The following is a 26048-nucleotide window of genomic DNA, read 5'->3' on the forward strand; positions in this document are numbered from 1 at the left end:
TTACCGACGATGGACTAGCCGCCCTCGAACTGCTGGCGACGGAGGCAAGCCGATGATCTCCGGGCCGAACACGATGAATGAGTCGCAGGAGTGTCCCAATTGCGAGCGGAGCATTAGCGAGCGGTCCGCTAGCCTGCTCTCAGACGATGGCTGCTTGTTCTGTCGGGGTGACGACAAGTGACCCGGAATTGTCCACTCTGTCAGGGACACGGTGTTGGGCCATGTCCCGACGAGTTCAAACGGTTCATCGATCTGCTACTCGAAGGTGCCCCAGAGGGCTACGAACCGTGGCTATTCCGGTGCGCAGAGGAGAGCAAAGCCCCCGCTACGGAGTTCGGATCGTGGAAAGACGAGTCCAACCGACTCACGCCAGAGGAGGCCGTAGAAGCCATCCAGCAGGGGTATAACATCGGTATCGCTGGCATGGAAGACGACAGGTTCGTTCCAGTCGACATTGACGACGACGACGCCACGAACCCCGACGACATGAAGCCGACCCTGCGAAACCGTAGCCGCACGCGGTACGGTCGACATGGGTGTTACTTTGAGGCAGAGGGCGAAGACATACCGAATATTCCCACTAACGACAAGGGAGAGGTTCGAGCACAAGGCGAATACGTTCTTGCCCCAGGCTCCTACGTCCCTACAGGCAATGAGGAAGTGCCAGACGGACAGGAGGAATACGCCGGATTCTACACCGTAGAGGTTGAACGCTCTCCGGCGAAGATTACTCTAGACGAGCTTCCCGATGTCTTTCAGCAGCAACTTCGGAAGGCTCAGCAGGAACAAAGCGAGGAACCCGCCGATTACGAAGTGCCCGACGTGAAGGGGAAGAGCGCACTCTTCGACGTTACGGCGAGTGACGTAGCCCACAAGGAGGGCGCATCAACTGATCCGTCCGACCGATGGGAGAGTGCCTTTCACGGAAGCACAACCGGCGAGAACATGTCCCTCTCGAACGAGGGGCGTATACAGTGCTGGCGTCACGGTGTGGCTCACGGTGGCCTACAGGCGCTTGTTGCACTGTCAGACTACTCCCAAGGTTGCCAGGCCGTTGGGACTGCGCATAAGAATAGCAATGCTGGTAGCAGTTGTATCACAGGCGACGACTCGGCCATATGGCACGCCTGGAAATTCGCAAAGGAGAACGGATACATCCCCGACGGCGATCCCGTTCCATACCGTGCGTTGAAGCATCTGTGCCGAACGCGCGACCTCTGCGCCGTCACGGAACTACCGGAGACCTACGATCCGGAGAACGGTGAGACAATCCCGGACTATGCTTACGACCTTGCGCTGACGACCATTCGAGAGACGGACGGTCTTAATCCAGGGCGTGAGCAAACGAAGGAATTAGACGACGGTAAAGCGGAGACGGACGGTGGTGCAACAGTAGCGACTCCTACGCCTCAGACTACGGACAATGGCCCCAAGCACACGGAACCGGAATACAATCTGACGGCTCCCGAACTAATCGCACTGTTGGACTACGATCCTGAAGAAACCAGACTCAAAGACATTACGACTCACGAGCTGGCAAATGGTATCGAGCACATCCTTCAGTCACGTGACGACGTGAACCTTCATTTGCTCGATACCGTTGACAGCAAAAACCAGCCCATCTACGCGATGGATGAGGAAACGAAGGTTTGGGAAAACAAAGGAGAGACGCGGTTAGCGCAACTCGCACGAACGATTCTCGGTTTCCAGAACCGAAAGAAGATCCAAAGCGAACTAGCGAACGCGCTACGGTCAAACCCTGACAGTTACTGGATTATGGACCGTGACGAGTTAGGCGTAGAAGTGGGGAAGGTGGCTCTCAAGGATCGTGTGTTAGACTTAGGGACGCGTGAGGATCGTAAGGCACGGCCCGAGGATTACCTCCTAGGCCGTCTCCCAGTCGAATACGATCCGGATGCAACGATTGAGGGAACACGGTTTGAAGAGTTCCTTCTACAGTCGGTGAATCCAGAGGATCGGGACAAACTCCAAGAATACGCTGGCTATTGCCTGCTGAAAAACGCACAGCCCTACAAGAAGGCCCTGTTCTTAGTCGGACCTACGGATTCGGGCAAAGGTACGTTCCTGAAAACCATTGAGTCCATCCTAGGTGACGAGAACGTTGCCAGTGAAACCTTGCACAACCTCGTAAACACTCGTTGGGGTACTCACAGCATCTACGGAAAAATGGCAAACGTCAGCAACGAGGTTTCACCAAAGGGAGTGAGCAACGTCGGCCAGTTCAAAATGCTCACTGGCGGTGAAGACAAGGTGCCAGCAGAGGACAAGGGCGTAAGCAAATACCGTTTCACGGTAACTCAGAAGTTCCTCTTCGCCACTAACGAGTTTCCTGAGGTTGAGAACGCTGACGAAGCGTTTTTCAATCGTCTGCTGTTCGTCGAGTTTCCCAACTCATTCAGCGACGACAAGGACGAAGACCTGAAAGACGACCTCAGAGAGGAGCAGAGTGCAATTCTCAACTGGATGCTCGATGGGCTGGATAGCCTCCGTGAAGATGGCACATTCACTAACGAACGGTCGATTGACGATAAGAAGAGCCTCACCAAAGCGTTCGGTTCGACTATCGATCAATTCGCCCATAACGCGCTACAGGCGACTAACGAGAACGAACACGTTATTCACAAAAAGGAGCTTTACGCTGCGTTCACACGCTATTGCGACTTCTTGAATGCGGACACACCGACGCAAACGAAATTCACGAAAGACCTGAAGGAACACGGTGGAATCACTGACGGGCAGAGTTCGCGTGTCAGTGACGACGGTAAAACGAAGGACGTGTTCAAAGGGGCGAAACTGAATGAAGACTTCTTCGCGAAGATCCAGGCGGACATACCCAGCCACAGTTACGAAAGCAACAGTGGCGGGCAAACCCGGCTGTAGTCACAACCCCCTCTTTTCTAGTCGGCGTACCAACATTACTGTATTTAAACCCACCTGTAGCAGTGTCTATAATCGCATGACGGAAGCAATTTAAGCTATTTCAGTGGTTTGTGTGAAGTCTTGCGCGTGTCCTGTGCGTGCGCAAGTCGCGCGTGAGAGCCGAGACAAATGCCTGAAATAGGTGAAGTTGCCACTGTCTTGTGGTTCGACTTTCGCCAAGGACTAGGCTGGCGTTTTCTGTGCATCCAGTCGGACGGCAACTATGAGCGTCTACAATGGTCTGGAGAAGCCACCGAACGACGGAGAGGGTGAAATACGCAAAGTCGAACCGTTCTATCACAACACAGTCGGACTGAGTCGATCATCTCCTGATAGAACCTGCCAGGAGTGCGGTGGTCCGGTTCCACCGCTCGAAGTACACGCCAGAGCCTGGGTGAGAGTTCAGAAAGCGGATCGAACCAAGCGGTACACGTTGATATTTTGCGACAAGGACTGTTTGAACGACTGGGTTAGTAAGAACCCGAATTAGTCGCTACTCATCGACGCTCTCTCTAATGGTCTGTGTTCGTGAGAAATCACAGTTTGGACAACGGATTGTGGCTTCGTCATTTTCTACGTCTGACCCGAAGTGAGCATGAAGTTCTACATCTCCCTCCTCGTTACAATCCGGGCATACGAACAACGGGCGTTCTAATTTTGCCGGGCCAAATTCGAATTCCGGAACCTCAGACTCAAGGATAGTTTGCCCTACTTCATCCAGAACGTACCGTTCTGGTGATGGTGAAAAACTATTGATATTGGACTTATACTCATCCGATGATGGTAGTGGATCTTCACTCATTCTCACAAACTACCTCCCGGAGTTCGCTTAGAAGTTCCGGGTGATGCTCTTTGAGTATTTCAACGTCGGTGGTCAACTCCTCTCGGATGCGTGTTCTAACCCGAGAGGCGGCTTCATAGGCACGTTGCTCTTCGTCGCTCTCGCCTGAAATGTGTCGCCGTTCTCCGTCTGTCAGCATTGCTCTCGTCATGTTAGGCCCTGGCCAGTCTGGCTACAAATAGGGATGTGATTATCTGCAACGTTGCAAGTAACCACCAACCTTATTGCAATGGGGTATAGAGTGGCTACTATGCATGGAAACGGCCCGTCAGAAAGTGGCCGGGGTGTTGGAGCGCCCTCGACCGTGCTGACACAGCAATGAATGCAACTCAATCCGAGGGTAAAACCTCAACGAAAACGAGCACCGACAACGAATCAATTGAAGCCGCGTTCTGGGATCTGATCGCAGAGCGAATCCGCGCGACGGAGAGCGACGTTCAGGGTTGCTACTCTGTGGAACTCACGGACGGCGACGAACCAGAGACGTTCCCTGTGGCGGACTGCTACGCGGAGAACGTCGAAGGGACGGACGCACTCGTTCTGGTCTTTCCCACGGCGAAGACCGACCCCACGGCTGTTGAGGATGTCGCAGTGGGGGTGAACGTCGGTCCACTCACACTCACCGCTGGCGTGGCGAAGCGAGAGAAGAGCGAGGGTCTGTTGACTGTGTGGCTGGCCGATCCGGACCTGGGACAGGTGAGCCTTCCGGGCGGCGAACCGACGAGAGAACACCTCGAACTCATGAACGCGTAGTCGACTACCGAAATTCCACTAGTTTTCATATCAGGTGACACCGATAACAGCAATGATGGAATCCACAGACGACCTTACGCACACAGAAAAAGCGGTAAAGAAATATCCAGAGGCGGCAAAGACAGTTGCAGAGCGTTCTAGAGAAAGCGGCGGAGATGAATTGGCGAACTTCCTCTTCCGTGTGCTCGAAGAGCACGCGCCAGAGAAACTATAGGAACTTCCCTTTCTGTCCTTAGCCGCGCGTCAGTCCGAACGTTTGGATTGCGCGTTTGAACACAAACGTGCAAGAATGCCGCTGGCAGAGTGCTATATCGGTGTGAAACAGGGGGCTGGTCGGATTCATTATTGCGTGTTCGTCCGTACAAACGCGTATGCGAACAGAGCGGAACAAGGACGGCACCTGGAACGTTTGGATGACGCGCGACGAATACAGCGAACTGCCAGGGGCGGCAGATACCTTTCAGCAGGAAATTGCGCTCAGGCTCATGGGCGACTGTGGCTTACGCGTGGCTGAAGTTCTCGACGTGAAGCCTAAGCATATCTCGCGCCGGTCGGACGGACACAACTGGGAGCTTGAGGTAGTCGCTGGAAAGGATACGACGGGCGAATACTCCGGGGGCAAGCACCGGGAAACGTGGCTCCCGCGAGACTTCGAGGCGTTGATCAACCGCTACACTCAGGAGAAGGGCATAGGAGACGATGAGAGGCTAGTAGACAAAGCGAAGCGGACGGTGCAGGATTGGGTAGACCGAGCGAGCGAAAGCGCGTCAGAGGCTACAGGCGACTCAGATTACGAACGTGTGAGTAGTCACGACCTCCGGCGTTGCTGGGCGAATCATCTACTGGTAGAGGAGAACGTTAGTCCGAGGATCGTCATGGCGCTTGGCGGGTGGTCGAGTTACGACGCTATCGAACCTTATCTAGCAGCACCGACAGAAGAGAACATAAATCAAACAATGTCAGAAGTCATGCTATAGAATGGTACGTAATTGAGAAATAGCCCAGAGAACTGAACCATTAGTAAGTATGCTCCGTCAGGGATTCGAACCCTGGTCCTTGCCGTGAGAGGGCAAGATGATTGGCCGGACTACACCAACGGAGCGTACTAATTTGTACCCCAGAGTAAGGTATAACGGTTGCGCTTTAGCGGCTCCCTGGGTGTGGTTCTCACTCCTCGTCGTCGAACGGCGATCCGGCGGCCTCGGGTTCGTGACCCGAGAGGCTGATGATGTTCTCACGGCCGACGCGGAGTTTGCTGATGTCGCCCTCGTCCTCCATCTCCGAGAGGAGCATGCTGACCTTGGACTTCGACCACTCGGTCTCGTCGACGATGTTGACCTGTTTCATCCGACCGCCGTTGTCCTCCAGTAGCTTGAGGACGCGGTCGTTATCGGAGAGGAGTTCCTCGTCCGGAATCGGGGCCGGTTCGGTGTCGGTCGTCGCAGGCTCGGCAGCGGCGCCGGCGGCCTCGGCCGCGTCGTCGGGGGGTGTGTCGTCACGGCTGGAGAACGCGCCGGACTGCCACACCGCGGCGCCGGCCAGCCCGATGACGACGACGAGCGCGCCGACGAGGACGAGCATATCGCCGCTGCTCGCGTTGCCGGGATCCGTCGACGAATCGGTCGTCTCGCCAGCGGAGTCACCGTTTCCGCCACCGAGCGCGGACTCGTCGACGAGTTCCACGCGCGGGCGCCTGTCGGTGAACTGCTTCTCGCCGACCCAGGTGACGGTGTCGCTCGATTCCAGGGTGTCGCCCGACTGCGAGTAGGAGTCCGGGTCGGCGTTCCTGAAGGCGAGCGACGGCCCCGCCTCGAACACGAGCCGCTGGTTCTGTCCGATGTAGAGTCCACCCTCGAACACGTCGCCGGCCCGGACGGTGTCACCGTCGGTCACGCCGAAGTTCGACCACGTGAACGACATCGTCACGACGCCCCGCTCGTCCGCCAGCGTCGTCTCGTCCACCGACGCACTCCGCGAGAACGACGAGGCGTTCATCTCCCGACCGGTGACCTCCGAGCCCGCCGTCGTCAGTTTCCTCGACCGGTTGACGAAGTCACGGTACATCCCGGACTCGTTCGCCTCGAACTCCGCGGCGAAGGTCTCGAACTGCTCGCGTTCGGATTGATTCGCAAGCGGGCGAGAGTACTCGAACGTCCACTGTGCGCTCCCGTTTTCGTACATCTGGATGTTGAACACGGTCTGGGAGAACCCCTCCGGCGCCCCGAGGCGCGTGGGGCCCGCGTCCGACGCACCGAGTGCAGGAGCCACAGCGACGCTGGCAAACAGGAGAACGGCGAGACCGACGGCGACCGAGCGAGTCATCTAGGGTATATCAGCCGAGGATGGAATAAAAGCGCTATGACTAACAGAGGGGAACAGACTCATCGCACCGGCACGGCAGCGGCGAGTCGTTCGACCGGGTGGAACGAGGGTTGCCCGCCGGGTCGACCCTCGAGTTGCGTCCGACAGGACGCGCCTGGTGCGACGACGCGGTCGCCGGCGCTGTCGTCGACCTGCTCGAAGAGTATCCGGGCGATAGACTGGCTCATGGAGTAGTGTTCGGCTTCGTAGCCGAAGCTCCCGGCCATGCCGCAACAGCCCGAATCGAGCGCGTCGACGTCGTAGCCGGCCCGTCGGAGCACCCCTACGGCGTAGTGGTCCTTCCTGGTCGCCTTCTGATGACAGTGGCCGTGATACGTCAGCGACTCCGAGGGCGAGTTCCAGTCGACGTGCTCGTCGAGGCCGAACCAGCTGAGGTACTCACACAGCCCGTAGGCGTTCGCAGCGACCGTCTCGGCCGCGGGCGTGGCCAGCAGGTCGAGGGAGTCCGACTGGAACATCACCGCGTCGGACGGCTCGACGGCGACGACGTCCCACCCCTCCGCGACGAGTGGCGCGAGCGCGTTCGTGTTGTGCCGTGCGCGCTCCCGGGACGTGTCGAGGAACCCTTTCGAGTGGGCGGCGCGCCCGCTGGCTCGCAGGTTCGCCGGCACGCGAACGTGGACGCCGGCCGCTTCCAGCACGTCCACGGCTGCTTTCAACACCGCCGGGTCGCTGTAGTTGTGGTACGTATCGGGGAACAGGACGACCTTCCGGGCCGCCTCGTCGGCCGAAACCGCCGGGCCGCGGTCGGCGTACCACTCGACGAAGGACTCCCGCTGGAACGTCGGCAAGTCCCGCTCGCGGGCGATGCCGACGACCTTCTCGGCGACGACGTCGCTCCCCGGGAGCGAGGCGAGCCAGTTGGAGACGGGCGCCAGCGCGCTCCCGAGCTTGCTGAGTCGCTCGACGTCGGCGAACAGCCGGTCCCGCAGGCCGGCGCCGTTCTCCTGGTGCTCGGCGTGTTGCACCTCTGCCTTGAGTTTGGCCATGTCGACCTCGCTCGGACAGTCGCGGGCACAGCCCTTGCAGCCGATACACAGGTCCATAATCTCGGTCGTGAAGGCCTCACTGGTCGGGTCCTCCGGGAGGTCGCCGCTCATCGCCTGCCGGAGCGCGTTGGCTCGCCCGCGCGTCGCCGTCGACTCCTCCTCGCTCGCGCGATACGTCGGACACATCACGCCGCCGGTCGTCTCCTGGTGGCCGCGACAGCCGCCACAGCCGTGGCAGAGTTCGACCATGCCCTGGAAGCCGTTGTCGTTGTCCCATCGAAGTTCCGGGTCGAAGCCGGCGTCGAACTCGTAGTCCGCGTCGTATCGCAGGTTCTCGGTCATGTCCACGTCGCCACAGACCTGCCCCGGGTTCAGTAGCCAGTCCGGGTCGAACGCTGTCTTGAGATCGCCGAACAGGTCCCAGACGTGATCGCCGTACAGCTTCCGGTTCCACTGCGTGCGGGCGCGGCCGTCGCCGTGCTCGCCGGAGACGCTGCCGCCGTACTCGAGGACCAGGTCCGTGGCCGCGTCGGCGATGGCTTCCATCTGCTCGACGCCGTCGAGGGACTTCGTATCGATGAGCGGCCGGATGTGGAGACACCCCGGGCCGGCGTGGGCGTAGAAACTCGCGAACGTGCCGTTTTCCTCGAGGACCGCCCGGAAGTCGGCGACGTACTCGGCCAGATTCGCCGGCGGGACCGCCGTGTCCTCGATGAAGCTGACGTGTTTCTCGTCGGAGGTCCGGCCCAGGAGGATGGGGAGGCCGCTCTTGCGAAGCTTCCAGAACCGGCCCCGTTCCGCGTCGCTGTGGGCCTCCCGTCCCGCGAAGGCGTGCAGCGGCTCCGCCGTCAGTTCCTCGGCGCGTTCCTGCGGAACCGCCTCCGGCGAGACGTCGCCGACGCGGTCCGCGAGTAGGTCGGCCACGTACTCTTTCCCCTCGTTGTCGGTCTCCGCGTAGAACTCGACGAGGAGTAGCGCGCCCGCCTGCTCGGGCACGATTTCGTTGACGAGCTTGCCGAACTCCTCGGTCGGTCGAGCGAGGTCGAGCAGGACGTCGTCGAGCACCTCGAGTGCCGACGGGTCGTGTTCGAGGATCGGAGGCACGTCCCGCATGGCGTCCACGAGGTCCTCGTAGGCCAGCAGGGCGAGTGCCTTCGTCTCGGGGACGGGTTCCAGCGAGACGGTCGCCTCGGTGACGACGGCCAGCGTCCCCTCGCTGCCCGCGAGCAAACGCGCCAGGTTGACGCTGCCCGACTCGGCCTCCTCGACCAGGCGGTCGAGGTTGTAGCCCGAGACGTTGCGCTTCAGGTCCGGGAACGCCTCGGCGACGGCGTCCGCTTCCTCGTCGACGATTCGGGCGACCGCGGCGTAGATTCGCGCCTCCAGGTCTGTGGATTCCACAGAATCGTCGGATTCGACGGAGTCGTCGGACTCTCCGGGAACGTCCGCGGCACGCTCCCGGAGTTCGTCGAGCGTCACCTCACCGAAGCTGGTGACCGTGCCGTCGGCGAGGACGACCTCGCACTCCTCGACGTAGGCGTCGGTCTTCCCGTACTTCAGCGAGTGCGAGCCCGTGGAGTTGTTGCCGATAGCGCCGCCGAGAACGCTCTTTGCGCCCCAGGCGGGGTCCGGCGCGAACTTCAGGTCGTGCTCGGCGAGGCGCTGGTTCAGGTCCGCGAGGATGACGCCTGGCTCCGCGCGAGCGGTCCGGCCCTCGGGGTCGACTGCCTGGACCGAGTCCATGTACCGCGAGAAGTCGATGACTACCGCCTCGTTGACCGCCTGTCCGGCGAGGCTCGTCCCGCCGCCACGTGGGAGGACCGGCGTCCCGCGCTCGGCGCAGTAGGAGACGACCGCCGAGACGTCAGCCGTCGACCGCGGGAAGACGACGCCGATGGGCGTCACCTCGTAGGCACTGGCGTCTGTCGCGTACAGCTGTCGCGTGAGGTCGTCGAACCGGACGTCGCCGTCGACTCGCTCCCGGAGGTCCCTGACGAAGCCGGGCCGTTCGACGTGGCCGGCCTGGTAGTCGTAGTCGGCCCGTTCGTCGTTCTCGGGGCCGCCGGCCGGTCCCTCCGTACTCGTTCCCATAGCCCACTGTTCGGCGGGCGAGTGGATTAAAACACCGGCGCTCGGGAGCTGGTGGCTCGGTACTCGATGGAGTAGTCGAAGCGTTCAGTCGTGAGCAGAGAACCCGTCTCAGGGAGCGAGTCTGTTCTTCCGGTTCTTCATGTTCTCTTCGTAGTACTCGAACGTGATCGGACACCACTCCGCGGCGAGATCGAGCAGTTCCTCCGTCATTTGCCGTATCTCCCACTGACTGTCCGCCGCCGCGCGCATATCTGCTATATGCATCAACATTCTGACATTCATCGACATGACCATGTTGACCTCCGTCCCGATGGGGAGGACGAACCGGGCGTCCTCCGGGGGCATGCCGAGGTCGAGTAGATCCTGGTAGGATTCGACGGCGTCGGCGACGGCGTCCCGGAAGATCTCGTCGCGCTCGGCGACGGTCTCTTCGTCGACCTGGCCGGTCTTCTGGTTGCGCCCGACCCAGTCGGGGTCGGTGGCCGACGGCGGGACGACGACCATCTCGCCCTCGCGCACGTCCGCCGGGTCGACGTCGTCGAAGGAGACGTAGCGCATGCTCTGGACGTCGAAGGAGACGTGGCGGTGACGGGTGATCTGGGCCATGCAGGACCGGCTGACGCCCTCGACGGCGAAGGTAACCTGCGGGTGTTCGAAGGGGCCGTAGTGGCCGTGGCTCAGCAGGTGGCCGATGAGCGTCTCCTTCTTCTCCTCGAGGGAGTCACCCTCGACCGTCTCCATCGTCTCCTCGAAGGTCTGGTCGCCGACGAAGGGTTCGCTGTAGTCGTTTCGCGCGCCGGTGCAGATGAGTTCCTCGGGGTCCTCGGTCGCCTCGAGTAGCCGGACTTCCATATCTGTTGACCCACGCGGAGCGTGATAATTCTACTCAATAGGCGAAGGGACAATCAGCGGTTAGAACGGAAAGTGGACGAAGTGAGCCGGTGTTCGACTACAGGTCCTGCCAGTCGCTCGGGTCGCTGGAGAGGCCGAGGACGCGGGCCTGTCGGGTGCCGTCGTCTTCCCGGACCTCGACGAGGCCGTCGAAGGCCTGCTTGATGACCTGGAGCGTCTGGTCGTCGTGAGCCCCGGAGTCGATGGTGAACACGCCGACGTAGCCCGCGGCGTCCAGGCGCGAGGAGAGGATGTGACAGAGTTTGAAGACGGTCTTCTTGTCCGTGTAGGTGAGCATCGTCGAGAGCGAGAACAGGGCGAGTCGACCCTGGTCGCGGCCGCTGTTGTGGAGCCCTTCGAGCGCCTTCGTGATGCCGATACCGATGCCGGTCAGGTCGCCCGGTGAAGAGACGTGGTGGACGTAGACGCCCTCGGTCCCTTCGCCGTCGCCCCCGGAATCGCCCCGGCAGTCGATGACGCCCAGCTGGGAGTCCTCCAGGTCCGGCACCGATTCGCGGAAGTCCGCGGCGATGTCGGCGGCGTCGTCGTTCGTCGTGACGACGACGGCGCCTTCGCCCTCGCGGGCGCCGTCCCTGAGCAGCTCCAGGGCGAGTTCGTCCTTGCCAGTCATCGCGGGTCCGGCGACGAGGAGACTGGTGCCGGGCCGGACCGACGAGAGCGCGTCGAAGTCGAGTACTCGTGAGAGATCGTACATTGTCTCTTGGGGCTCACTCCGCTTCGTCATTGCTCAACCCGCGAAGGGTAGCGATAAAGTCTGCGTCATCTTCGATACCTCCAAGGCTATCTGACAGGTCGTCTTGAAGTTCGGCAATCTCCTCCTTAAGTTCGTCGTATTCCTCGCTCTCGGCGAGTTCCGCGTTGCTCTTGGTCGCCTCGAGCGTCGCGCGCTTCTCGACCAGTGAGTAGTAGTCCTGCAAGAGCCCGTCGTACGCCGATCGGTCGAGGAGATTCTCCACCGTCTCGTGGAGTTCCTCGCTCCTGATCGGTTTCGAGAGGTAGGCGTCGAAGCCCATCTCCAGGATGTCGAAGTCGGGTTCGACCGCGGTGACCATCGAGACGCGGCAGTCAAGGTCACGCTCGCGGATCTGTTCGAGGACTTCGTCACCCGAAAGTCCCGGCATCATTCGGTCCAACAACACGACGTCCACGTCGGCGTCGAGTTTCGACAGTCCCTCGTCGCCATCGTGTGCCATCTCGACCTCGTAATCCTCGCGTAGCCAGAGCCTGTAAGTCTCCGCTACGTCGGGTTCGTCCTCGACGATGAGCACCACGGGTCGGTCCGAGTCTGACATTCTATTCTCTATCGGCTGATTTAATCAGCATCATACATAGCCCTGTGGGTAGTCGCGGCGGGCGATCCGTCGGCCAGCGAACGGCAATAGCCAATAGCCTGGCACGACCAGAATGTGACGATGATCGCAAACCTCGCGCTGGACCGCGACGCCTTCACGAGTAACGTCTTCCTCGTGACCGGCGAGCGGACCGCGCTCGTCGACGTGGGCAACGAGTTCGACGTCGTCGAAGCTATCAGGAGCCACGTGGACGATCTCGACGTCGTCGTCCTGACCCACACCCACTACGACCACGTCGCGAACCTGGAGTCCGTCCTCGACGCGTTCGACGTCGACGTCGTGGCCTTCGACGGGTCGGCGAACGGTGTCTCCCAGACCCTCGGCGACGGAGAGACGGTCCAGATCGGCGATCACGAGTACGTCGCGCTCCACACACCTGGGCACAAGGACGACCACCTCTGTCTGTACAGTGAGGACGCCGACGTGCTCTTCGCAGGAGACCTCGTCTTCGCCGGCGGCAGTTTCGGCCGCACCGACCTGGACGAGGGTGACCGACCCACTTTGATCGAGAGCATCGAGCACGCGCTCGACGTCGTCGACGAGGACCTCCGCGGGATGCACACTGGCCACGGCCCGAGCGTGGAGTCGAACCCGTACCAGACAATCCAGATGGCCCACCAGGCCGCGCAGTTCTGACCGGAGCGATCGCGCTGTTTCAGCAGAAAGTCCAGCTGTCTCCGGGAGGTCGTCAGTCGAACAGGCCGGTGGACATGTACCGTTCGCCGCTGTCCCAGAACACCGTCACGACGAGCGGGTCCTCGACGCCGTCCTCGACGAGTCGCTCGGCCACGTCTCTGGCAGCGAGGTTCGACGCGCCCGACGACTGGCCGACCAGAATCCCCCCTTCCTCGGCGAGGCGACGGCACTCGTCCTCGGCGTCGGGAAGCGTCACCGTCGCCACGTCGTCGAGCAGGTCCACGTCGAGGTTGTCGCTGACGAATCCGGGGCCCATCCCCTGGAAACTATCCTCGCCAGTGCCGGGCTCCATCCCCGAGAGGACAGCGTTGTCGGCGGGTTCGACCGCGACGATGTCGACGTCGGGGAACACCTCGCGGAGTCGCCGGCCGATACCGGTGACGGTGCCGCCTGTGCCGACGCCCGCTACGAACGCGTCGACGGTCCGGTCGCCGACCTGGTCGACGATTTCCGGTCCGGTCGTCTCGTAGTGGGCCTCCGGGTTGGCGGGGTTCTCGAACTGGCGCAGCTGGACGAACTCGCCGGTCGCTTCGAGTTCGTCCGCACGCTCGCGCGCGGCCGAGATGTCACCATCGACGAGGTCTATCTCCGCCCCGTAGGCCTTCATGATCTGGCGTCGCTCGGGCGACTTCGAGGACGGCATGATCAGGCGGACGTCGTACCCCTTCGCGGCGCCGACCATCGCCAGGCCGATGCCGGTGTTGCCGCTCGTCGGTTCGACGAGGGTGTCGTCCGGGTCGAGTCGGCCCTCGGCCTCAGCGGATTCGACCATGAACCGTGCCGGTCGGTCCTTCGCGGACCCGCCGGGGTTGAACGACTCCACCTTCGCCGCGACGGTCGCGCCCGCTGGCGAGTTGACCTCGACGAGGGGCGAACCGATAGTCTCGAGGATACTGGAGTTCACTGCGTCGGGATACGCCCTCACCCACTATACGATGTCGGCCACCGGCAGCGTGTGCCGTGAGCGGTGACAGTCGCCCAGCATTCGTCGCGAAACGGCACCGATCCGGGCGGGAGCTTAATATCGGAGGGTGCCAAAACGTGGGGCATGACCCTCGAAACCATGGAACCGAACCCCGTGTGGGTGGCCGACGCCTACTCGGACACCGTCGACACCCTCGCGGAACATTCCGACGAACTCGTCTACAAAGTCTGGGGCGGCGACTGGTGCAAGGACTGCCGATCACAGCTTCCCGACTTCGGGGCTGCGCTCGACGCCGCCGACGTCCCTGACGAGAACGTCGAACACTACGCCGTCGAGAAGGCAGACGACGGCAGCAAGGTTGGGCCGAAGGTCGAGGAGTACGACGTCGAACTCATTCCGACGGTCGTAGTAGAACACGACGGCCAGGAGATCGCCCGGTTCGTCGAGGAAGAACCCGTCGCCATCGCCATCTACCTCGCCAACGAGATCGAGGCGGCACTCGCCTGAACGGCTGTCGCCGGACGGCCGTCGTCCCTGCATTGTCAAGTCGACCGCCTAACTCTTCGCGGGCCGTTGCTGCAGGCATGGCTCGCAACGACGAGTACTCCGACGACCGCTCCGCCAGCAGCGACGTGAACGAGGGAGCGTTCGACGACGCGCGCGCTGGAGACGACGTAGCGCGCGCGACGGCCCAGTCCGACGACGAGATGGTGTACGCCGGTGGCCGAGAGACGACCGACTCCTGGCTCACCCGCGGGCTCGCGTGGGCGCTCCTCCTGGCCGGGTTCGCCCTGTTCCTGTTTCCCGAACCCGCGACGTCGATGCTCGGCATCGGTCTGATCACTGCCGGGCTCGTCGTCTGGGTCCTCAGCGCCGAGTGAGAGGGACGCCGCTACTCCTCGCCCGGCGACCACGACAGCGCCGCCCCCAGGTCGTGGCGCGGCGGCGAGCAGGCGAAGTTCCGACACGCGTACACGGTCGGCTCGCCGTCGCGCTGGCTCCGGTCGGCCCAGATAGGGGGCGCCTCGTCCAGCCCCAGCGTCTCCAGCCAGCGTTCGAGCCCGTCGGCCGTCGCGGGCCGCCAGGCCAGCAACCGGTCGGGGAGGTACGTCTCGGCGAGCGTTTCGCGCCACGGTTCGGGCGTTTCGTCTGCCGCGAGCGTCAGTTCCAGCGCGCCGCGCGAGTACTGGTCCGCCGCGAGGACGAGCGATGCGTGCTCCATCGGATTGGCCTCGATGCGGTTCGAGTGCGTCTCCAGTACGCGCTCGGCCACCGTCTCGAAGCGGTCGTGGGCGACGAAGTGGTCGGCCGAGAGCAGTAACTGCACCGCGACGCCCGCGCTCGACGGCGTGGACCGGTCGGTGAGCTCCTGGGGCCGCGCCACGAGCGACTCGCCGCTGGACGGCGTGAAGTAGAGCGTCCCGGCGTCCTCGTCCCAGAACTCCCGCTCGATGGCCCGGGCCAGGTCGAGCGCGAACGCGAGGTGGTCGACGTCGCCCGTCGCCTGGAACAGGTCCAGCGCGCCGCGGCCGAGGAAGGCGTAGTCCTCCAGGTAGCCCCGGATGCTCACGTCGTCGTCTTTGTACCGCCGACTGAGCGATCGACTCCCTTCGTCCCAGAGGCGATCACGAACGATGGCGAGCGCGTCCGCGGCCGGTTCGACGTACGCCTCGTCCAGAACGATGGCCCCGTCCGCGAACGCGGAGATCATCAGCCCGTTCCAGCCCGCGAGGACCTTCTCGTCCCTGGCCGGCCGGGGACGCCCCTCGCGCGCGACGAAGACTTGCTCCCGGGCAGTCTCCAGCATCGATTCGGCCTCGCTCCCGCTCATCCCGTACTCCTCGGCCAGGTCCTCGACGGACGCCGCGAGCGTCAGCACCGTCGCCCCTTCGAAGTTACCCCGGTCGGTGACGCCGTAGCGGTCGCAGAACAGGTCCGCCGCCGTCTCGTCCTCGACCGCCTCGCGTACCTCCTCGGGCGTCCAGACGAAGAAGGCGCCCTCCTCGTCCTCGCCCGACTCCCCCTCACTCTGGGCGTCGAGCGTGCTGAAGAAACCGCCCTCGTCGTGGGTCAGTTCGCGTTCGACGAACTCCAGTGTCCAGCGGGAGACGTCCGCATACCGCTCCTCGCCCGTCAACTGGTAGCCGGCGAGGAACGCGCGGGGGATCTCGGCGTTGTCGTACAGCATCTTCTCGAAGTGGGGCACCACCCACTCGCGGTCGGTGCAGTAGCGGTGGAACCCGCCGCCGACGTGGTCGAACAGGCCGCCGCTGGCCATCGCGTCCAGCGTCTCCGTCGCGACCTCGCGATAGGGATCCGTGCCGTCGCCCGTTCCACGGCGATCGGACGCACGCATGAGCGCGTGAAGCCGCCCCGGCTGTGGGAACTTGGGACCGCTGCCGCCCCCGCCCCAGCCGCCGTACTCGCGGTCGGCGCCGCGGACGGCGGTGTCGGCGGCGAGTTCGAGCGCGCTCTCGTCGGGCGCGTCGCCGGGCTGGTCGGGCGTCGACGCGAGGTCGTTCTCGATAGCGTCGGTCCACTGCTCGGCGCGTTCCTCCATGTCCTCGCGCTGTTCCTCCCAGGAGTGGGCGATTCGTTCGAGGAGGTCGGGGAACGCCGGCATCCCGCGCTTCTCCTCGTTCGGGAAGTAGGTCCCGACGTAGAACGGCTTCCCGTCAGGGGTGAGCCAGGCCGACAGCGGCCACCCGCCGTGGCCGGTCACCTGCTGGCAGATGCTCATGTACACCGAATCGAGGTCCGGGCGCTCCTCCCGGTCGACCTTGACGGGGACGAAATGCTCGTTGAGGAGTTCGGCGACGTCCTCGTCGGCGAAGCTCTCGTCGGCCATGACGTGACACCAGTGACACGCCGAGTAGCCGATGGAGAGGAAGATGGGTTTCTCCTCCTCGCGGGCTTTTTCGAGGGCCGCCTCGTCCCACGGCTGCCAGTTGACGGGATTGTCCGCGTGCTGGCGGAGGTAGGGGCTCTCCTCCTCGTCGAGGCGGTTCCGCGCCGTCGGGTCGGTGTCGACGTCAGTCATACCACGACGTAGGCGAGCGACGCCTTTAGAAAGCCCGACTCTGGGACAGGAGAGCGCGAACGGCCCAGATACGTCGCGGCCCGAACGACACTTTCGCTCCGGGAGATTTACTTCCGGAACGGTAGTTGTCGAATGTATGACTGGCGCGGGGATATCGGAGCTGCTTATCAACGTGGTACTGCCCGCGTGTCTCGTCGCGTTCGTGCTGGCCGCCGCGGCCCTCGTCTACCAGCGAGCGATGGCGCTCGACGATCCGACCCCGCTGGCCGCCGTACTGCTCGTGCTTCGTGGAAATTCGTGGCACGATGACCGGTGGAAACTACGGCTGGCCGCCGAGTGGGGTGCGTTCTCTGCGACGACTAGCGTGGCTCTCGTTCTGATCGTGGTGACAGAGACCGACCTCTTCGACGGGATGATCCCACTGGTTCTGATCGGTGGGCAGCTGTTGGCCGCAGTCGTCAGATTCCAATCTCACACCACGGGCCCCAGTGCGTTCCCATGGCGCAGTCTCGTCGGTCAGACCGTCGTGTTGTACCTCTCCTGGCAGATTCTCTGGGCCGGCCTCTGGGCTGGGACCGTCCCTATCCACGGATCCGGCCTCGTCCACGCAGTACCGACACCCGGACGTCTCTCCATCTTTCTCGTTCTCCCAGCGGGCGGCCTGTACCTCGTCACGGGACTCCTTGCCGTCGGAACGGTTGTGAACTGGTCCGTCGAATTACCACGTTTCCCGAACGAAGTGATCGCGGCAACCGCATCGATGGCGGCGATCGTGGCATATGGTCTCCTGGGAACCGGCCTCGTCCCCCATCCCGCTTCCACCGCTGTTGACGACTGGTTCGCTATCGCTCTCGTCGTCGCGCTCGTCGCGATCGGACGGGCCGTCGTCTCCGGCAGCCTTCAGTCGAAGAACGGGTCGTCGGCGTCCGACCTCATTCTCCGCTGACTAACGATCACGATGGCGGGAACGGGTACTTCCCGAGACGTCGGCACCCCCTGTCTGCCGGTGCGTGGCGCAAAACTGCGGTGACCCGTGAGCCGAGTATCAGTTTCACTCTGTGGATAACGTTTATCTAGTAGTTTACTAGATGTTCGCAACTTCACCTCCGAGAGGTGGCGAATCGAGACCGTCGGTGATCTGACGTTCGGCGCACGGTACCAGAACAGTGAAGCGAGGTATCGCGACGAAACTGTCGTCCAGCAGCCGTCGCGTCGCTACCCGGTTCGTCACTCGATCCAGACGGTCTTCCGGTTGACGAACTCCTTCATCCCGATTTCGGAGAGTTCCCGGCCGTAGCCGGACTCCTTGACGCCGCCGAAGGGGACGCGGGGATCCGACTTGGTGAGCTGGTTGACGTAGACGCAACCGGCGTCGATGCGCCTGGCGATCCGTTCGCCGCGGTCCCGGTCCTCCGTCCAGACACTCGCGCCCAGTCCGAACTCCGTCTCGTTCGCCGTCGTCACCGCGGCGTCGGCGTTCTCGACCTCGTACAGCGTCGCGACCGGGCCGAACAGCTCCTCGGTGTCCGCCGGGCAGCCGGCCGGCACGTCGGTGAGGACCGTCGGCGGGTAGTACGCGCCCTCGCGGTCCATGGGCTCGCCGCCGGTGACGACGTCCGCCCCCGCATCGACACTCGCCTGGACCTGGTCGTGGAGGTCGTCCAGGAGGTCCTGGCGCGCCTGGGGCCCGACGTCGGTGTCCTCGTCGAAGGGGTCGCCGATGGTCAGCGACTCGAACTCGTCGACGAGCCGGTCGGTGTACTCGTCGTACACGTCGGTGTGGACGACGAACCGCTTGGCGGCGATGCAGGACTGGCCGCCGTTCTGGTTCCGGGCCAGGGCGCCCGTCTCCGCGGCGGCGTCCAGGTCGGCGTCGTCGAGGACGACGAACGGGTCGCTGCCGCCGAGTTCGAGGACGGTCTTCTTCAGCCGGTCACCGGCGGCCGAGGCGACGGCGCGTCCCGCGGGACCGCTCCCGGTCAGCGTCGCCGCCTTGACGCGGTCGTCGTCGACGACGTCGTCGACGAGGTCCGACGGCGCCAGCAGCGACTGGAAGACGCCCTCCGGGTAGCCCGCCTCGCGGAGAACGTCCTCGATGGCCTCCGCACAGCCGGGCACGTTCGAGGCGTGTTTCAGGACGCCGACGTTGCCCGCAGTGATGTACGGGGCGATGAACCGGAACACCTGCCAGAACGGGAAGTTCCACGGCATGACGGCGAGGACGATGCCCAGCGGTTCGTAGACGGTCTTCACCTCGGTGCCGGCCGGACTCGGGTAGTGTTCGTCTTCGAGGTAGGCGTGCGCGTTCTGGGCGTAGTGGTCACACGCCCAGGCGCACTTCTCGACCTCTGCGATGGCCTGGGTGACTGGTTTGCCCATCTCCTCGGTCATCAGTTCGGCGTACTCGCGCTTGTTCTCCCGGAGCACCTCGCCGGCTGCCTCGATCAGTTCCTCGCGGTCGGCGAGGGGCCGGTCGCGCCAGTCCTGAAAGGCATCCCAGCCGTCGTCGAGCGACCGTTCGACGTCCGCCAGGTCGGCCTCCTCGTACGTGTCGATGCGTTCGCCAGTGGCCGGGTTGACAGCCTCCATAATGGTCTACATGTCGGAGCCCGAGGACTTAGGTCTTCTCGTTAGTATACAATATTCGTTTCTAACGTCCACAGAAACTTTTTGACACCACGTGCCGAGGTACCACACACCGGTGTCGGGATCATGCCACAGGAAATCTTCAGTGAACGGGAGTACGAGCGCCGGGTCGAGCGAGCCAAAGAGCGGATGCGCGCCGAAGACCTCGACGCGGTCGTCGTCGCCGACCCCGCGAACATGAACTACCTGACGGGCTACGACGGGTGGTCGTTCTACGTCCACCAGGCCGTGATCGTCTCGACGCGACGGGACGAACCGGTCTGGATCGGCCGCGCGATGGACGCCAACGGCGCCCGGGCCACCGCGTACCTCTCCGAGGAGAGCATCCGGTCCTACAGCGACGACCACGTCCACTCGCCCCACGACCTCCACCCGATGGATTACGTCGCCGGCGTCCTCGCTGACCTCGACGTCGACGAGGGCCGCGTCGGCCTCGAGATGGACGCGAGCTACTTCACCGCAAAGTCCTACGTCCGTCTCGAACAGCAGCTACCAGACGCCGAACTTGTCGATGCCGACCTGCTGGTCAACTGGGTCCGGGTGAAGAAGTCCGAGCGCGAACTCGAGTACATGCGCCAGGCCGCCCGGATCTCCGAGAACGCGATGCGGGCGGGCCTCGACGCTATCGAGGCGGGCGTCCCGGAGTACGAGGTGGCCGCCGAGATATACGACGCGCTGATCCGGGGCACGGACGAGTACGGCGGCGACTACCCGGCCATCGTCCCGCTGATGCCCTCCGGCGAACACACCGACACGCCACACCTCACCTGGGCCGACAGAGAGTTCGCCGAGGGGGATCCAGTCATCATCGAACTCTCGGGCTGTCGCCACCGGTACCACTCGCCGCTCGCCCGGACGACGTTCGTCGGCGACCCGCCCGAGAAGATGCGACGGACCGCCGAGATAGTCGTGGAAGGGATCGACGCGGCACTCGACGCCGCCGAACCCGGCGTCACCTGCGAAGCCGTCGAGAGAGCCTGGCGCGAGACGATAGCGGAACACGACATCGAGAAGGAAGACCGCATCGGCTACTCGATGGGGCTGGGCTACCCGCCGGACTGGGGCGAACACACCGCGAGCCTGCGCCCCGGCGACGAGACGGTGCTAGAGGAGGACATGACGTTCCACATGATTCCGGGCATCTGGACGGGCGACGTCGGCGTCGAGATAAGCGAGACGTTCCACGTAACCGGCGACGGCGCCGAGACGCTGGCCGACTTCCCCCGGCGACTCTTCTCGGCCTGATTCGGCGGTCGGCGGCGGTTTTCCCGCCGGATTCTCTGCTCGGGGGCGACTCAGTCGGCCGCCGGGTCGAGGACGACGTTTTCGAGGGCTCCACCGCTATCGAGCGCCGCGACGTTTTCGGCGACGATGTCCGCCAGCCGATCCCAGTGTTTCGGCGTGTGGCCGCCCGTGTGGGGCGTGATGAGACAGTTCTCCAGGTCCCAGAGGGGATGGTCGTTCGGCAGCGGTTCCGGGTCGGTGACGTCGAGGGCAGCGCCCCGGATCGCGTTCGACTGCAGGGCCGCGACGAGTGCGTCGGTGTCGACGATGCCGCCGCGGGCGGCGTTGACGAGGACGGCGTTCGGCGGCAGCGTCGCGAACTCGGACTCGCCGACGAGTCCCCGAGTGAGGTCGTTCAGCGGACACGCGAGCACGACGTAGTCGCTGCGGGCGAACGCCTCGTGGACGTCGTCCTCGTCGAAGCCCAGCACCTCGTCGGTCGGGCCGCCCTTCTCCGGCGAATACCGGATACCGATAGTCTCCACCTCGAAGCTGTCGAGGCGGCCGGCTATCGCCTGTCCGATGGATCCCAGGCCGACGATGGTGACGGTCGATCCGGTGAACTCGTGAGACTGGAAGTGGCGCCACTCGTTGGTTTGCTTCCGACGCCACGCCTCGTGGAGGTTCCGCGCGAACACGAGCATGTTCCCGATTGACTGCTCGGCGATGCCGGGCGCGTGGATTCCGCCCGCGTTCGTGACCGTGACGCCGTGGTCGGCGAGGGCGTCCATCGGAACGTGGTCCGTCCCGGCGAACGTACAGGCGAACAGTTCGAGGCGTTCGGCCGCGTCGAGGAGGTCCGCATCGATCGTTATCCCGGTCACGACTCTCGCCTGGGGAACGAGTTCGCGTTCCTCGCGGGGAGTCCGCGCGAGTGCGACCGTGAGGTCCGGAAGCCGCTCCCGGAGGGTTTCGGCGTACGATTCCATCGACAGGCCTTCCGTCCCCTCGCGGAGGACGACGACGTCCGGTAGAGTCATGTGAGCGTTGGCGGAGAGTCGGCCGCCGCCGACTTATCTCTTAATGTACCCAGTGTACACGTATACTGTGTATATTTATGTCCGTGGAGTGTGATATCTGCCCACATGAGCGAACCCGTACGGGACCGCCTCGTCTCGCTGCGCCGGAGCCTCCACCGGTACCCCGAACCGGGATGGCGCGAGTTCCACACCACCGCGAGGCTGGTCGAGGAGATACGGGCCATCGGCGTCGACGAACTGGCGGTCGGCCCCGACGCGTACGACCCGGCCGACCGGATGGCCGTTCTCGACGACGACGTCATCCAGCCGTGGTTCGAGCGGGCACGTGAGCGGGGCGCGGACCCGGACCTCCTCGAACAGATGGCCGGCGGCAACACGGGCGCGGTGGCCGTCCTCGACAGCGGCGACGGACCGGCCATCGGGCTCCGCGTCGACATCGACGGACTGTTCGTCGACGAGTCGACAGAGGAAGGCCACGTCCCTGCCGACGAGGGGTTTCGGTCGGAGGGGGACGGCACGATGCACGCCTGCGGGCACGACACCCACATGACCTGGGGGCTGGCGGTCCTCGACGCCATCGCGTCGAGCGAGTTCGCCGGCCGGCTCGTCGTCTTCTTCCAGCCCGCCGAGGAGCTCGGCGGTGGCGCCCACGCGATGGCGAACAGCGACTACGTCGCCGACCTGGACTACCTGCTGGCTGCCCACGTGGGGCTGGACCACCCGACGGGGGAGGTCGTCGCCGGCATCGAGAAGCCGCTGGCCATGGCCCACGTCGACGTGACCATCGAGGGTACCTCCGCACACGCAGGCAAGGCGCCCAACGAGGGCGACAACGCCATGCACGCGATGGGCACGGCCATCGAGAACGCCTACGGCATCCCCCGCCACGGCGACGGGATGACGCGCGTCAACGTCGGCCGCGCCGAAGCGGGGACGGCGAGCAACGTCATCGCCGAACGGGCCCTCATGGAGGCCGAGGTCCGCGGGGAGACGACCGAACTGATGGAGTACGTGAAGGCGAGACTCGAACGGGTGAGCCGGAGTGCCGCCCGGATGCACGGCTGCGAGATGGAGTTCGACGTGATCAGCGAGTGCCCGCGGGCCGACAGCGACCCGGAGCTCGTGGACGTCGTCTCGGCGGTGGCAGAGGGCGTTGCTGGCGTCGACCGCGTCGTCCCCACTGCCGACTTCGGCGCGAGCGAGGACGCGACCTTCCTGATGGAGCGCGTCCAGGAGGATGGTGGGCTCGCGGGGTACCTGATCGTCGGCACCGACCACCCGACGAGCCACCACACGCCGACGTTCGACGTCGACGAGCGGAGCCTCGAACACGGCGTCGACGTCCTCGTCGAGACGATACGGGAACTTGAGCGCCGTCACCCACTGCCGCGGGACGGCGGAGACCAGTGAGCGACCGACCAGAAAGGGAGCCGTCAGAGAGTGACCGACCTGAGAACGACCGACCGGAGAGCGAACGGCCAGCGAGCGACCAGTCGCCGAGTGAGCGACCAGTGACAGTCACCGACGTCGAGGACGCCCAGGAGCGCCTCGATGGCGTCGTTCACCGGACGCCGCTCGACACGTCCCGGACCTTCGCCGAGCTGTCAGGGGCGGCCTCGGTCGGGCTCAAATTCGAGAACGTCCAGCGAACTGGGTCGTTCAAGATCCGCGGAGCGTACAACGCGATGAGCCAGCTCTCGGGTGAGGAACGGGAACGCGGCGTCGTCACAGCCAGCGCCGGCAACCACGCCCAGGGCGTCGCGCTCGCGGGGGATCTGCTCGATATCGACGCGACCGTCGTCGTCCCCGAGATAACCCCGGCGGCGAAGATCGCGGCGACCCGCGGCTACGGCGCCGAGGTCGTCGTCGAGGGCGACATCTACGAGCGGTCCTACGAGTACGCCCGCGAGCGCGCAAGCGAGACCGGCGAGACGTTCGTCCACCCGTTCGACGACGAATCAGTCGTCGCCGGGCAGGGAACCGTCGGCCTGGAGCTACTGGACCAGTACCCCGACCTCGACGCGGTCTTCGTCGCCATCGGCGGCGGCGGGCTGATATCCGGTATCGGGACCGCAGTGAAGGCCCACGACCCGGCCGTCCGGGTCGTCGGCGTCCAGCCCGAGGGCGCGTTCCACGCGAAGCCCTCGCTCGACGCCGGCGAGATACGCGAACTCGCGGACGTCGACACAGTCGCCGACGGGATAGCCGACACGCGCATGCTCGAGACCACGTTCTCGGTCGCTCGCGAGGTGGTAGACGACGTCGTGCGCGTCACCGACCGGGAGATAGCCACGGCGGTCACGCTGCTAGCCGAGCGTGCGAAGACCGTCGCCGAGAGCGCGGGCGCCGCGCCGCTCGCGGGCCTCCTGTCGGCGAAGACCGACGTCGCCGGCGACGACGTCGGGGTCGTGGTCTCGGGCGGGAACGTCGACCTCACCGAGCACGGCGAACTCTGCCGGACCGGCCTCCACGACCTCGGTCGTTACGCAGACGCCAGGCTGGCACTCGATCGGTGGCCCGCGACCCTCGCCGACGTCGTCGACGCCATCGAGTCCCAGGGGGCCGAACTCGACCACGTGAACCGGGTCTGCCCCGGCGGGGGCGACCGACCGAACCGAACGCCGGTCGCGGTCGGTGTGGAGGGGAGCGGCGCCGACCATCTCAGAGGCGTGCTGGCGGACCTCGCCAGCCTGGACGGGGTGTCCGTCGTCGAACACTCGCTCGAATAGACGGGCCGAACGATCGAGAGCTGGGGGCGCGCTAGATACCTTTCGCGACCGCGCTGGCGGCCTCGACGGCGTCGACGAAGATGCCGACCCCGAGGTCGACCTCCCGGGGCGTGGAGTCCAGCGGCGGCAGAAGTCGGATCGTCCGCTTCCCGCAGCCGAGGGTCAGCAGGCCGCGCTGGAGCGACTCGCGGACGACGGCGTCCCGACGGTCGGCAGTGTCGAACGTCACCGCCAGCATCAGGCCCTTGCCGCGGACGTCCTCGACGTGGCCGGGTGCGTCGTCTCGAAGCAGTTCCTTCGCCTGCTGGCCCCTGACCGTGGCGTTGTCGAGCAGGTCGTGTTCGTCGATGGCTTCGAGCGTGAACGCGCCCATCATCGACCCGAGCAGGTCGCCGCCGCCGAACGTCGACCCCAGGCGGTTCTTCTCGTCCGGGAAGATCTCCGAGCGCGAGACGGTCGCACCGACGCGGAGTCCCTTCGCGCTGGCGATAACGTCCGGTTCGATCGGGTAGTGGTCCGACGCCCAGATCTCGCCGGTGCGACCCACGCCCGACTGGATCTCGTCGACGATGAGCGGGATGTCGTACTCCGCTGTGACGTCCGCGATCTCCTGCATGAACGCCTCGCTGGGGAAGCGATAGCCACCGACGCCCTGGATCGGTTCGAGCGCGACGAAGGCTATCTCGTCGGGGTCGAGGTATCCGCCCTCGGGTGACAGTGAGCCGCGGAGCTGGGACCCCGCGCCGGTGAAGAACCCGCAGTCACAGCTCCTGGCGTCGCAGCGCCGGTCCTCACAGAACGGCACGGTCTCGATCCCGCTTATCTCGGGGTAGTGGCGCGTGTACACCTCCTTGGACTTCGTCAGCGAGAGGGTGCCGAGCGTCCGGCCGTGGAAGCTGCCGGTGAACACGACGCCGTACTTGGCGGGCGCGCGGTGGTCGTGGGCTATCTTCATCGCGTTCTCCATGGCCTCGGCCCCGGAGTTCGAGAGGAAGACAGTGTCCATCCCGTAGTGGGCCGAGACGTCGACGAGTCGCTCCATCAGGTGACTGGAGCCGGGAAATTCCGAGGTCGCGGGGTCCGAACCGAAGCCGAAGTAGAGGTCCTGGCCCGCGATCTTCATCGGCTCGACCAGATCGAACTCGCGGACCTTCGAGAGGACCTTCTCGTTGTCGTATCCGAGCGGAGCGGCCCCGATGTGGCAGGTGAAATCGAGCAGGACGTTCCCGTCGACGTCCGTGACGAAGGGACCGTCGGCCGCTTCCGTCACGTCCCAGACGAACTCGTGGGAGTACTCGCTGGGTGCCGAGTGCGTCTGGTGGAAGGTCACCCACTTCCGGGCGTTCGGGCCGGGAAACGCGCCGACGTCGGGCTCCGCCGTGTCCCTATCCATAAACAGTTTTTGTGTACGTTGTACATTAAATCTTGGTGTCGGTTGGCGCGCAGTGCGGCGAAAACGGGGCGAAGGGTGCGCTGCGTAACGGGACG

The 26048-nt window shown here is 64.2% G+C and carries 22 protein-coding genes and 1 tRNA gene; 11 read left to right on the top strand and 12 right to left on the bottom strand.

The window, feature by feature from the left end; translation table 11 throughout:
• The first annotated feature begins 177 nt into the window (after nt 1–177).
• Nucleotides 178–2901 carry a phage/plasmid primase, P4 family gene (locus tag AC5FRV_RS05580; protein ID WP_493560095.1) on the top strand — a complete coding sequence of 908 codons (2724 nt, stop codon included), beginning with the start codon at nt 178–180 and terminating at the stop codon, nt 2899–2901.
• Between the two features lie 532 nt (nt 2902–3433).
• Here the strand turns inward: AC5FRV_RS05580 and AC5FRV_RS05585 are convergent.
• Nucleotides 3434–3742: a hypothetical protein gene (locus AC5FRV_RS05585; RefSeq protein WP_493560096.1), complete on the bottom strand. Its 309-nt coding sequence runs from the start codon at nt 3740–3742 to the stop codon at nt 3434–3436.
• 357 nt (nt 3743–4099) lie between these two features.
• Between AC5FRV_RS05585 and AC5FRV_RS05590 the strand changes: the two genes are divergently transcribed.
• The 3 genes from AC5FRV_RS05590 (at nt 4100) to AC5FRV_RS05600 (ending at nt 5511) form a co-directional block, all read left to right on the top strand.
• Nucleotides 4100–4534, top strand: a complete 435-nt coding sequence (locus AC5FRV_RS05590; RefSeq protein WP_493560097.1) for a hypothetical protein — start codon at nt 4100–4102, stop codon at nt 4532–4534.
• Nucleotides 4535–4589: 55 nt separating this feature from the next.
• A complete protein-coding gene (locus AC5FRV_RS05595) occupies nt 4590–4748 on the top strand; it encodes a hypothetical protein (protein ID WP_493560098.1) in 159 nt (52 codons plus the stop codon).
• Between the two features lie 157 nt (nt 4749–4905).
• Entirely contained in the window at nt 4906–5511 is a 606-nt protein-coding gene (locus AC5FRV_RS05600) for a site-specific integrase (protein ID WP_493560099.1), read from the top strand.
• 50 nt (nt 5512–5561) lie between these two features.
• Here AC5FRV_RS05600 and AC5FRV_RS05605 read toward each other — a convergent pair.
• The 6 genes from AC5FRV_RS05605 to AC5FRV_RS05630 form a co-directional block, all read right to left on the bottom strand.
• Nucleotides 5562–5636 (bottom strand) — tRNA-Glu (locus AC5FRV_RS05605).
• Between the two features lie 65 nt (nt 5637–5701).
• Nucleotides 5702–6856: a helix-turn-helix transcriptional regulator gene (locus AC5FRV_RS05610; protein WP_493560100.1), complete on the bottom strand. Its 1155-nt coding sequence runs from the start codon at nt 6854–6856 to the stop codon at nt 5702–5704.
• A gap of 59 nt (nt 6857–6915) precedes the next feature.
• Nucleotides 6916–9996 carry an FAD-binding and (Fe-S)-binding domain-containing protein gene (locus tag AC5FRV_RS05615; protein ID WP_493560101.1) on the bottom strand — a complete coding sequence of 1027 codons (3081 nt, stop codon included), beginning with the start codon at nt 9994–9996 and terminating at the stop codon, nt 6916–6918.
• A gap of 108 nt (nt 9997–10104) precedes the next feature.
• A complete protein-coding gene (thyX, locus tag AC5FRV_RS05620; RefSeq protein WP_493560102.1) occupies nt 10105–10848 on the bottom strand; it encodes an FAD-dependent thymidylate synthase in 744 nt (247 codons plus the stop codon).
• A gap of 97 nt (nt 10849–10945) precedes the next feature.
• On the bottom strand, nt 10946–11602 hold the full coding sequence (locus tag AC5FRV_RS05625) for an RAD55 family ATPase (protein WP_493560103.1): 657 nt from the start codon (nt 11600–11602) through the stop codon (nt 10946–10948).
• Between the two features lie 13 nt (nt 11603–11615).
• Entirely contained in the window at nt 11616–12200 is a 585-nt protein-coding gene (locus AC5FRV_RS05630; RefSeq protein WP_493560104.1) for a response regulator, read from the bottom strand.
• Nucleotides 12201–12320: 120 nt separating this feature from the next.
• Between AC5FRV_RS05630 and AC5FRV_RS05635 the strand changes: the two genes are divergently transcribed.
• Entirely contained in the window at nt 12321–12896 is a 576-nt protein-coding gene (locus AC5FRV_RS05635) for an MBL fold metallo-hydrolase (protein WP_493560105.1), read from the top strand.
• A gap of 52 nt (nt 12897–12948) precedes the next feature.
• On the opposite strand, the gene AC5FRV_RS05640 is transcribed toward AC5FRV_RS05635, so the two are convergent.
• Entirely contained in the window at nt 12949–13860 is a 912-nt protein-coding gene (locus AC5FRV_RS05640) for a PLP-dependent cysteine synthase family protein (protein WP_493560106.1), read from the bottom strand.
• A 144-nt stretch (nt 13861–14004) separates the two neighbouring features.
• Between AC5FRV_RS05640 and AC5FRV_RS05645 the strand changes: the two genes are divergently transcribed.
• The gene (locus AC5FRV_RS05645; protein ID WP_493560107.1) at nt 14005–14388 is read left to right on the top strand and encodes a thioredoxin family protein; all 384 of its coding nucleotides are present in this window, start codon (nt 14005–14007) and stop codon (nt 14386–14388) included.
• Nucleotides 14389–14465: 77 nt separating this feature from the next.
• Nucleotides 14466–14762, top strand: a complete 297-nt coding sequence (locus AC5FRV_RS05650) for a hypothetical protein (protein WP_493560108.1) — start codon at nt 14466–14468, stop codon at nt 14760–14762.
• An 11-nt stretch (nt 14763–14773) separates the two neighbouring features.
• On the opposite strand, the gene AC5FRV_RS05655 is transcribed toward AC5FRV_RS05650, so the two are convergent.
• A complete protein-coding gene (locus tag AC5FRV_RS05655) occupies nt 14774–16921 on the bottom strand; it encodes a thioredoxin domain-containing protein (protein ID WP_493560109.1) in 2148 nt (715 codons plus the stop codon).
• Between the two features lie 238 nt (nt 16922–17159).
• On the opposite strand from AC5FRV_RS05655, the gene AC5FRV_RS05660 reads away from it, so the two are divergent.
• A complete protein-coding gene (locus AC5FRV_RS05660; RefSeq protein ID WP_493560110.1) occupies nt 17160–17867 on the top strand; it encodes a hypothetical protein in 708 nt (235 codons plus the stop codon).
• A 281-nt stretch (nt 17868–18148) separates the two neighbouring features.
• On the opposite strand, the gene AC5FRV_RS05665 is transcribed toward AC5FRV_RS05660, so the two are convergent.
• The gene (locus AC5FRV_RS05665) at nt 18149–19510 is read right to left on the bottom strand and encodes an NAD-dependent succinate-semialdehyde dehydrogenase (protein WP_493560111.1); all 1362 of its coding nucleotides are present in this window, start codon (nt 19508–19510) and stop codon (nt 18149–18151) included.
• Nucleotides 19511–19633: 123 nt separating this feature from the next.
• On the opposite strand from AC5FRV_RS05665, the gene AC5FRV_RS05670 reads away from it, so the two are divergent.
• Complete coding sequence (locus AC5FRV_RS05670; RefSeq protein WP_493560112.1) at nt 19634–20812, top strand: M24 family metallopeptidase; 1179 nt, start codon at nt 19634–19636, stop codon at nt 20810–20812.
• A 50-nt stretch (nt 20813–20862) separates the two neighbouring features.
• Here AC5FRV_RS05670 and AC5FRV_RS05675 read toward each other — a convergent pair whose 3' ends face one another.
• Nucleotides 20863–21831: a D-2-hydroxyacid dehydrogenase gene (locus tag AC5FRV_RS05675; protein WP_493560113.1), complete on the bottom strand. Its 969-nt coding sequence runs from the start codon at nt 21829–21831 to the stop codon at nt 20863–20865.
• Between the two features lie 105 nt (nt 21832–21936).
• Between AC5FRV_RS05675 and AC5FRV_RS05680 the strand changes: the two genes are divergently transcribed.
• Both AC5FRV_RS05680 and ilvA read left to right on the top strand, forming a co-directional pair.
• Nucleotides 21937–23241: an amidohydrolase gene (locus AC5FRV_RS05680; protein ID WP_493560114.1), complete on the top strand. Its 1305-nt coding sequence runs from the start codon at nt 21937–21939 to the stop codon at nt 23239–23241.
• A 101-nt stretch (nt 23242–23342) separates the two neighbouring features.
• Nucleotides 23343–24560 (top strand): threonine ammonia-lyase, encoded by a 1218-nt coding sequence (gene ilvA, locus AC5FRV_RS05685; protein ID WP_493560115.1) that lies wholly within the window; start codon nt 23343–23345, stop codon nt 24558–24560.
• 31 nt (nt 24561–24591) lie between these two features.
• Here the strand turns inward: ilvA and AC5FRV_RS05690 are convergent, their stop codons facing one another.
• Nucleotides 24592–25953 carry an aminotransferase class III-fold pyridoxal phosphate-dependent enzyme gene (locus AC5FRV_RS05690; RefSeq protein ID WP_493560116.1) on the bottom strand — a complete coding sequence of 454 codons (1362 nt, stop codon included), beginning with the start codon at nt 25951–25953 and terminating at the stop codon, nt 24592–24594.
• Nucleotides 25954–26048: the final 95 nt, after the last annotated feature.

The sequence above is a fragment of the Halomicrobium sp. HArcel3 genome (assembly GCF_058933135.1).

Bases quoted from the DNA above. Each gene is read 5' to 3' on its own strand.
- AC5FRV_RS05585 (WP_493560096.1), bottom strand. From the start codon at position 3,742: ATGAGTGAAGATCCACTACCATCATCGGATGAGTATAAGTCCAATATC.
- AC5FRV_RS05590 (WP_493560097.1), top strand. From the start codon at position 4,100: ATGAATGCAACTCAATCCGAGGGTAAAACCTCAACGAAAACGAGCACC.
- AC5FRV_RS05595 (WP_493560098.1), top strand. From the start codon at position 4,590: ATGGAATCCACAGACGACCTTACGCACACAGAAAAAGCGGTAAAGAAA.
- AC5FRV_RS05600 (WP_493560099.1), top strand. From the start codon at position 4,906: ATGCGAACAGAGCGGAACAAGGACGGCACCTGGAACGTTTGGATGACG.
- AC5FRV_RS05610 (WP_493560100.1), bottom strand. From the start codon at position 6,856: ATGACTCGCTCGGTCGCCGTCGGTCTCGCCGTTCTCCTGTTTGCCAGC.
- AC5FRV_RS05615 (WP_493560101.1), bottom strand. From the start codon at position 9,996: ATGGGAACGAGTACGGAGGGACCGGCCGGCGGCCCCGAGAACGACGAA.
- thyX (WP_493560102.1), bottom strand. From the start codon at position 10,848: ATGGAAGTCCGGCTACTCGAGGCGACCGAGGACCCCGAGGAACTCATC.
- AC5FRV_RS05625 (WP_493560103.1), bottom strand. From the start codon at position 11,602: ATGTACGATCTCTCACGAGTACTCGACTTCGACGCGCTCTCGTCGGTC.
- AC5FRV_RS05630 (WP_493560104.1), bottom strand. From the start codon at position 12,200: ATGTCAGACTCGGACCGACCCGTGGTGCTCATCGTCGAGGACGAACCC.
- AC5FRV_RS05635 (WP_493560105.1), top strand. From the start codon at position 12,321: ATGATCGCAAACCTCGCGCTGGACCGCGACGCCTTCACGAGTAACGTC.
- AC5FRV_RS05645 (WP_493560107.1), top strand. From the start codon at position 14,005: ATGACCCTCGAAACCATGGAACCGAACCCCGTGTGGGTGGCCGACGCC.
- AC5FRV_RS05650 (WP_493560108.1), top strand. From the start codon at position 14,466: ATGGCTCGCAACGACGAGTACTCCGACGACCGCTCCGCCAGCAGCGAC.
- AC5FRV_RS05655 (WP_493560109.1), bottom strand. From the start codon at position 16,921: ATGACTGACGTCGACACCGACCCGACGGCGCGGAACCGCCTCGACGAG.
- AC5FRV_RS05660 (WP_493560110.1), top strand. From the start codon at position 17,160: ATGGCGCTCGACGATCCGACCCCGCTGGCCGCCGTACTGCTCGTGCTT.
- AC5FRV_RS05665 (WP_493560111.1), bottom strand. From the start codon at position 19,510: ATGGAGGCTGTCAACCCGGCCACTGGCGAACGCATCGACACGTACGAG.
- AC5FRV_RS05670 (WP_493560112.1), top strand. From the start codon at position 19,634: ATGCCACAGGAAATCTTCAGTGAACGGGAGTACGAGCGCCGGGTCGAG.
- AC5FRV_RS05675 (WP_493560113.1), bottom strand. From the start codon at position 21,831: ATGACTCTACCGGACGTCGTCGTCCTCCGCGAGGGGACGGAAGGCCTG.
- AC5FRV_RS05680 (WP_493560114.1), top strand. From the start codon at position 21,937: ATGAGCGAACCCGTACGGGACCGCCTCGTCTCGCTGCGCCGGAGCCTC.
- AC5FRV_RS05690 (WP_493560116.1), bottom strand. From the start codon at position 25,953: ATGGATAGGGACACGGCGGAGCCCGACGTCGGCGCGTTTCCCGGCCCG.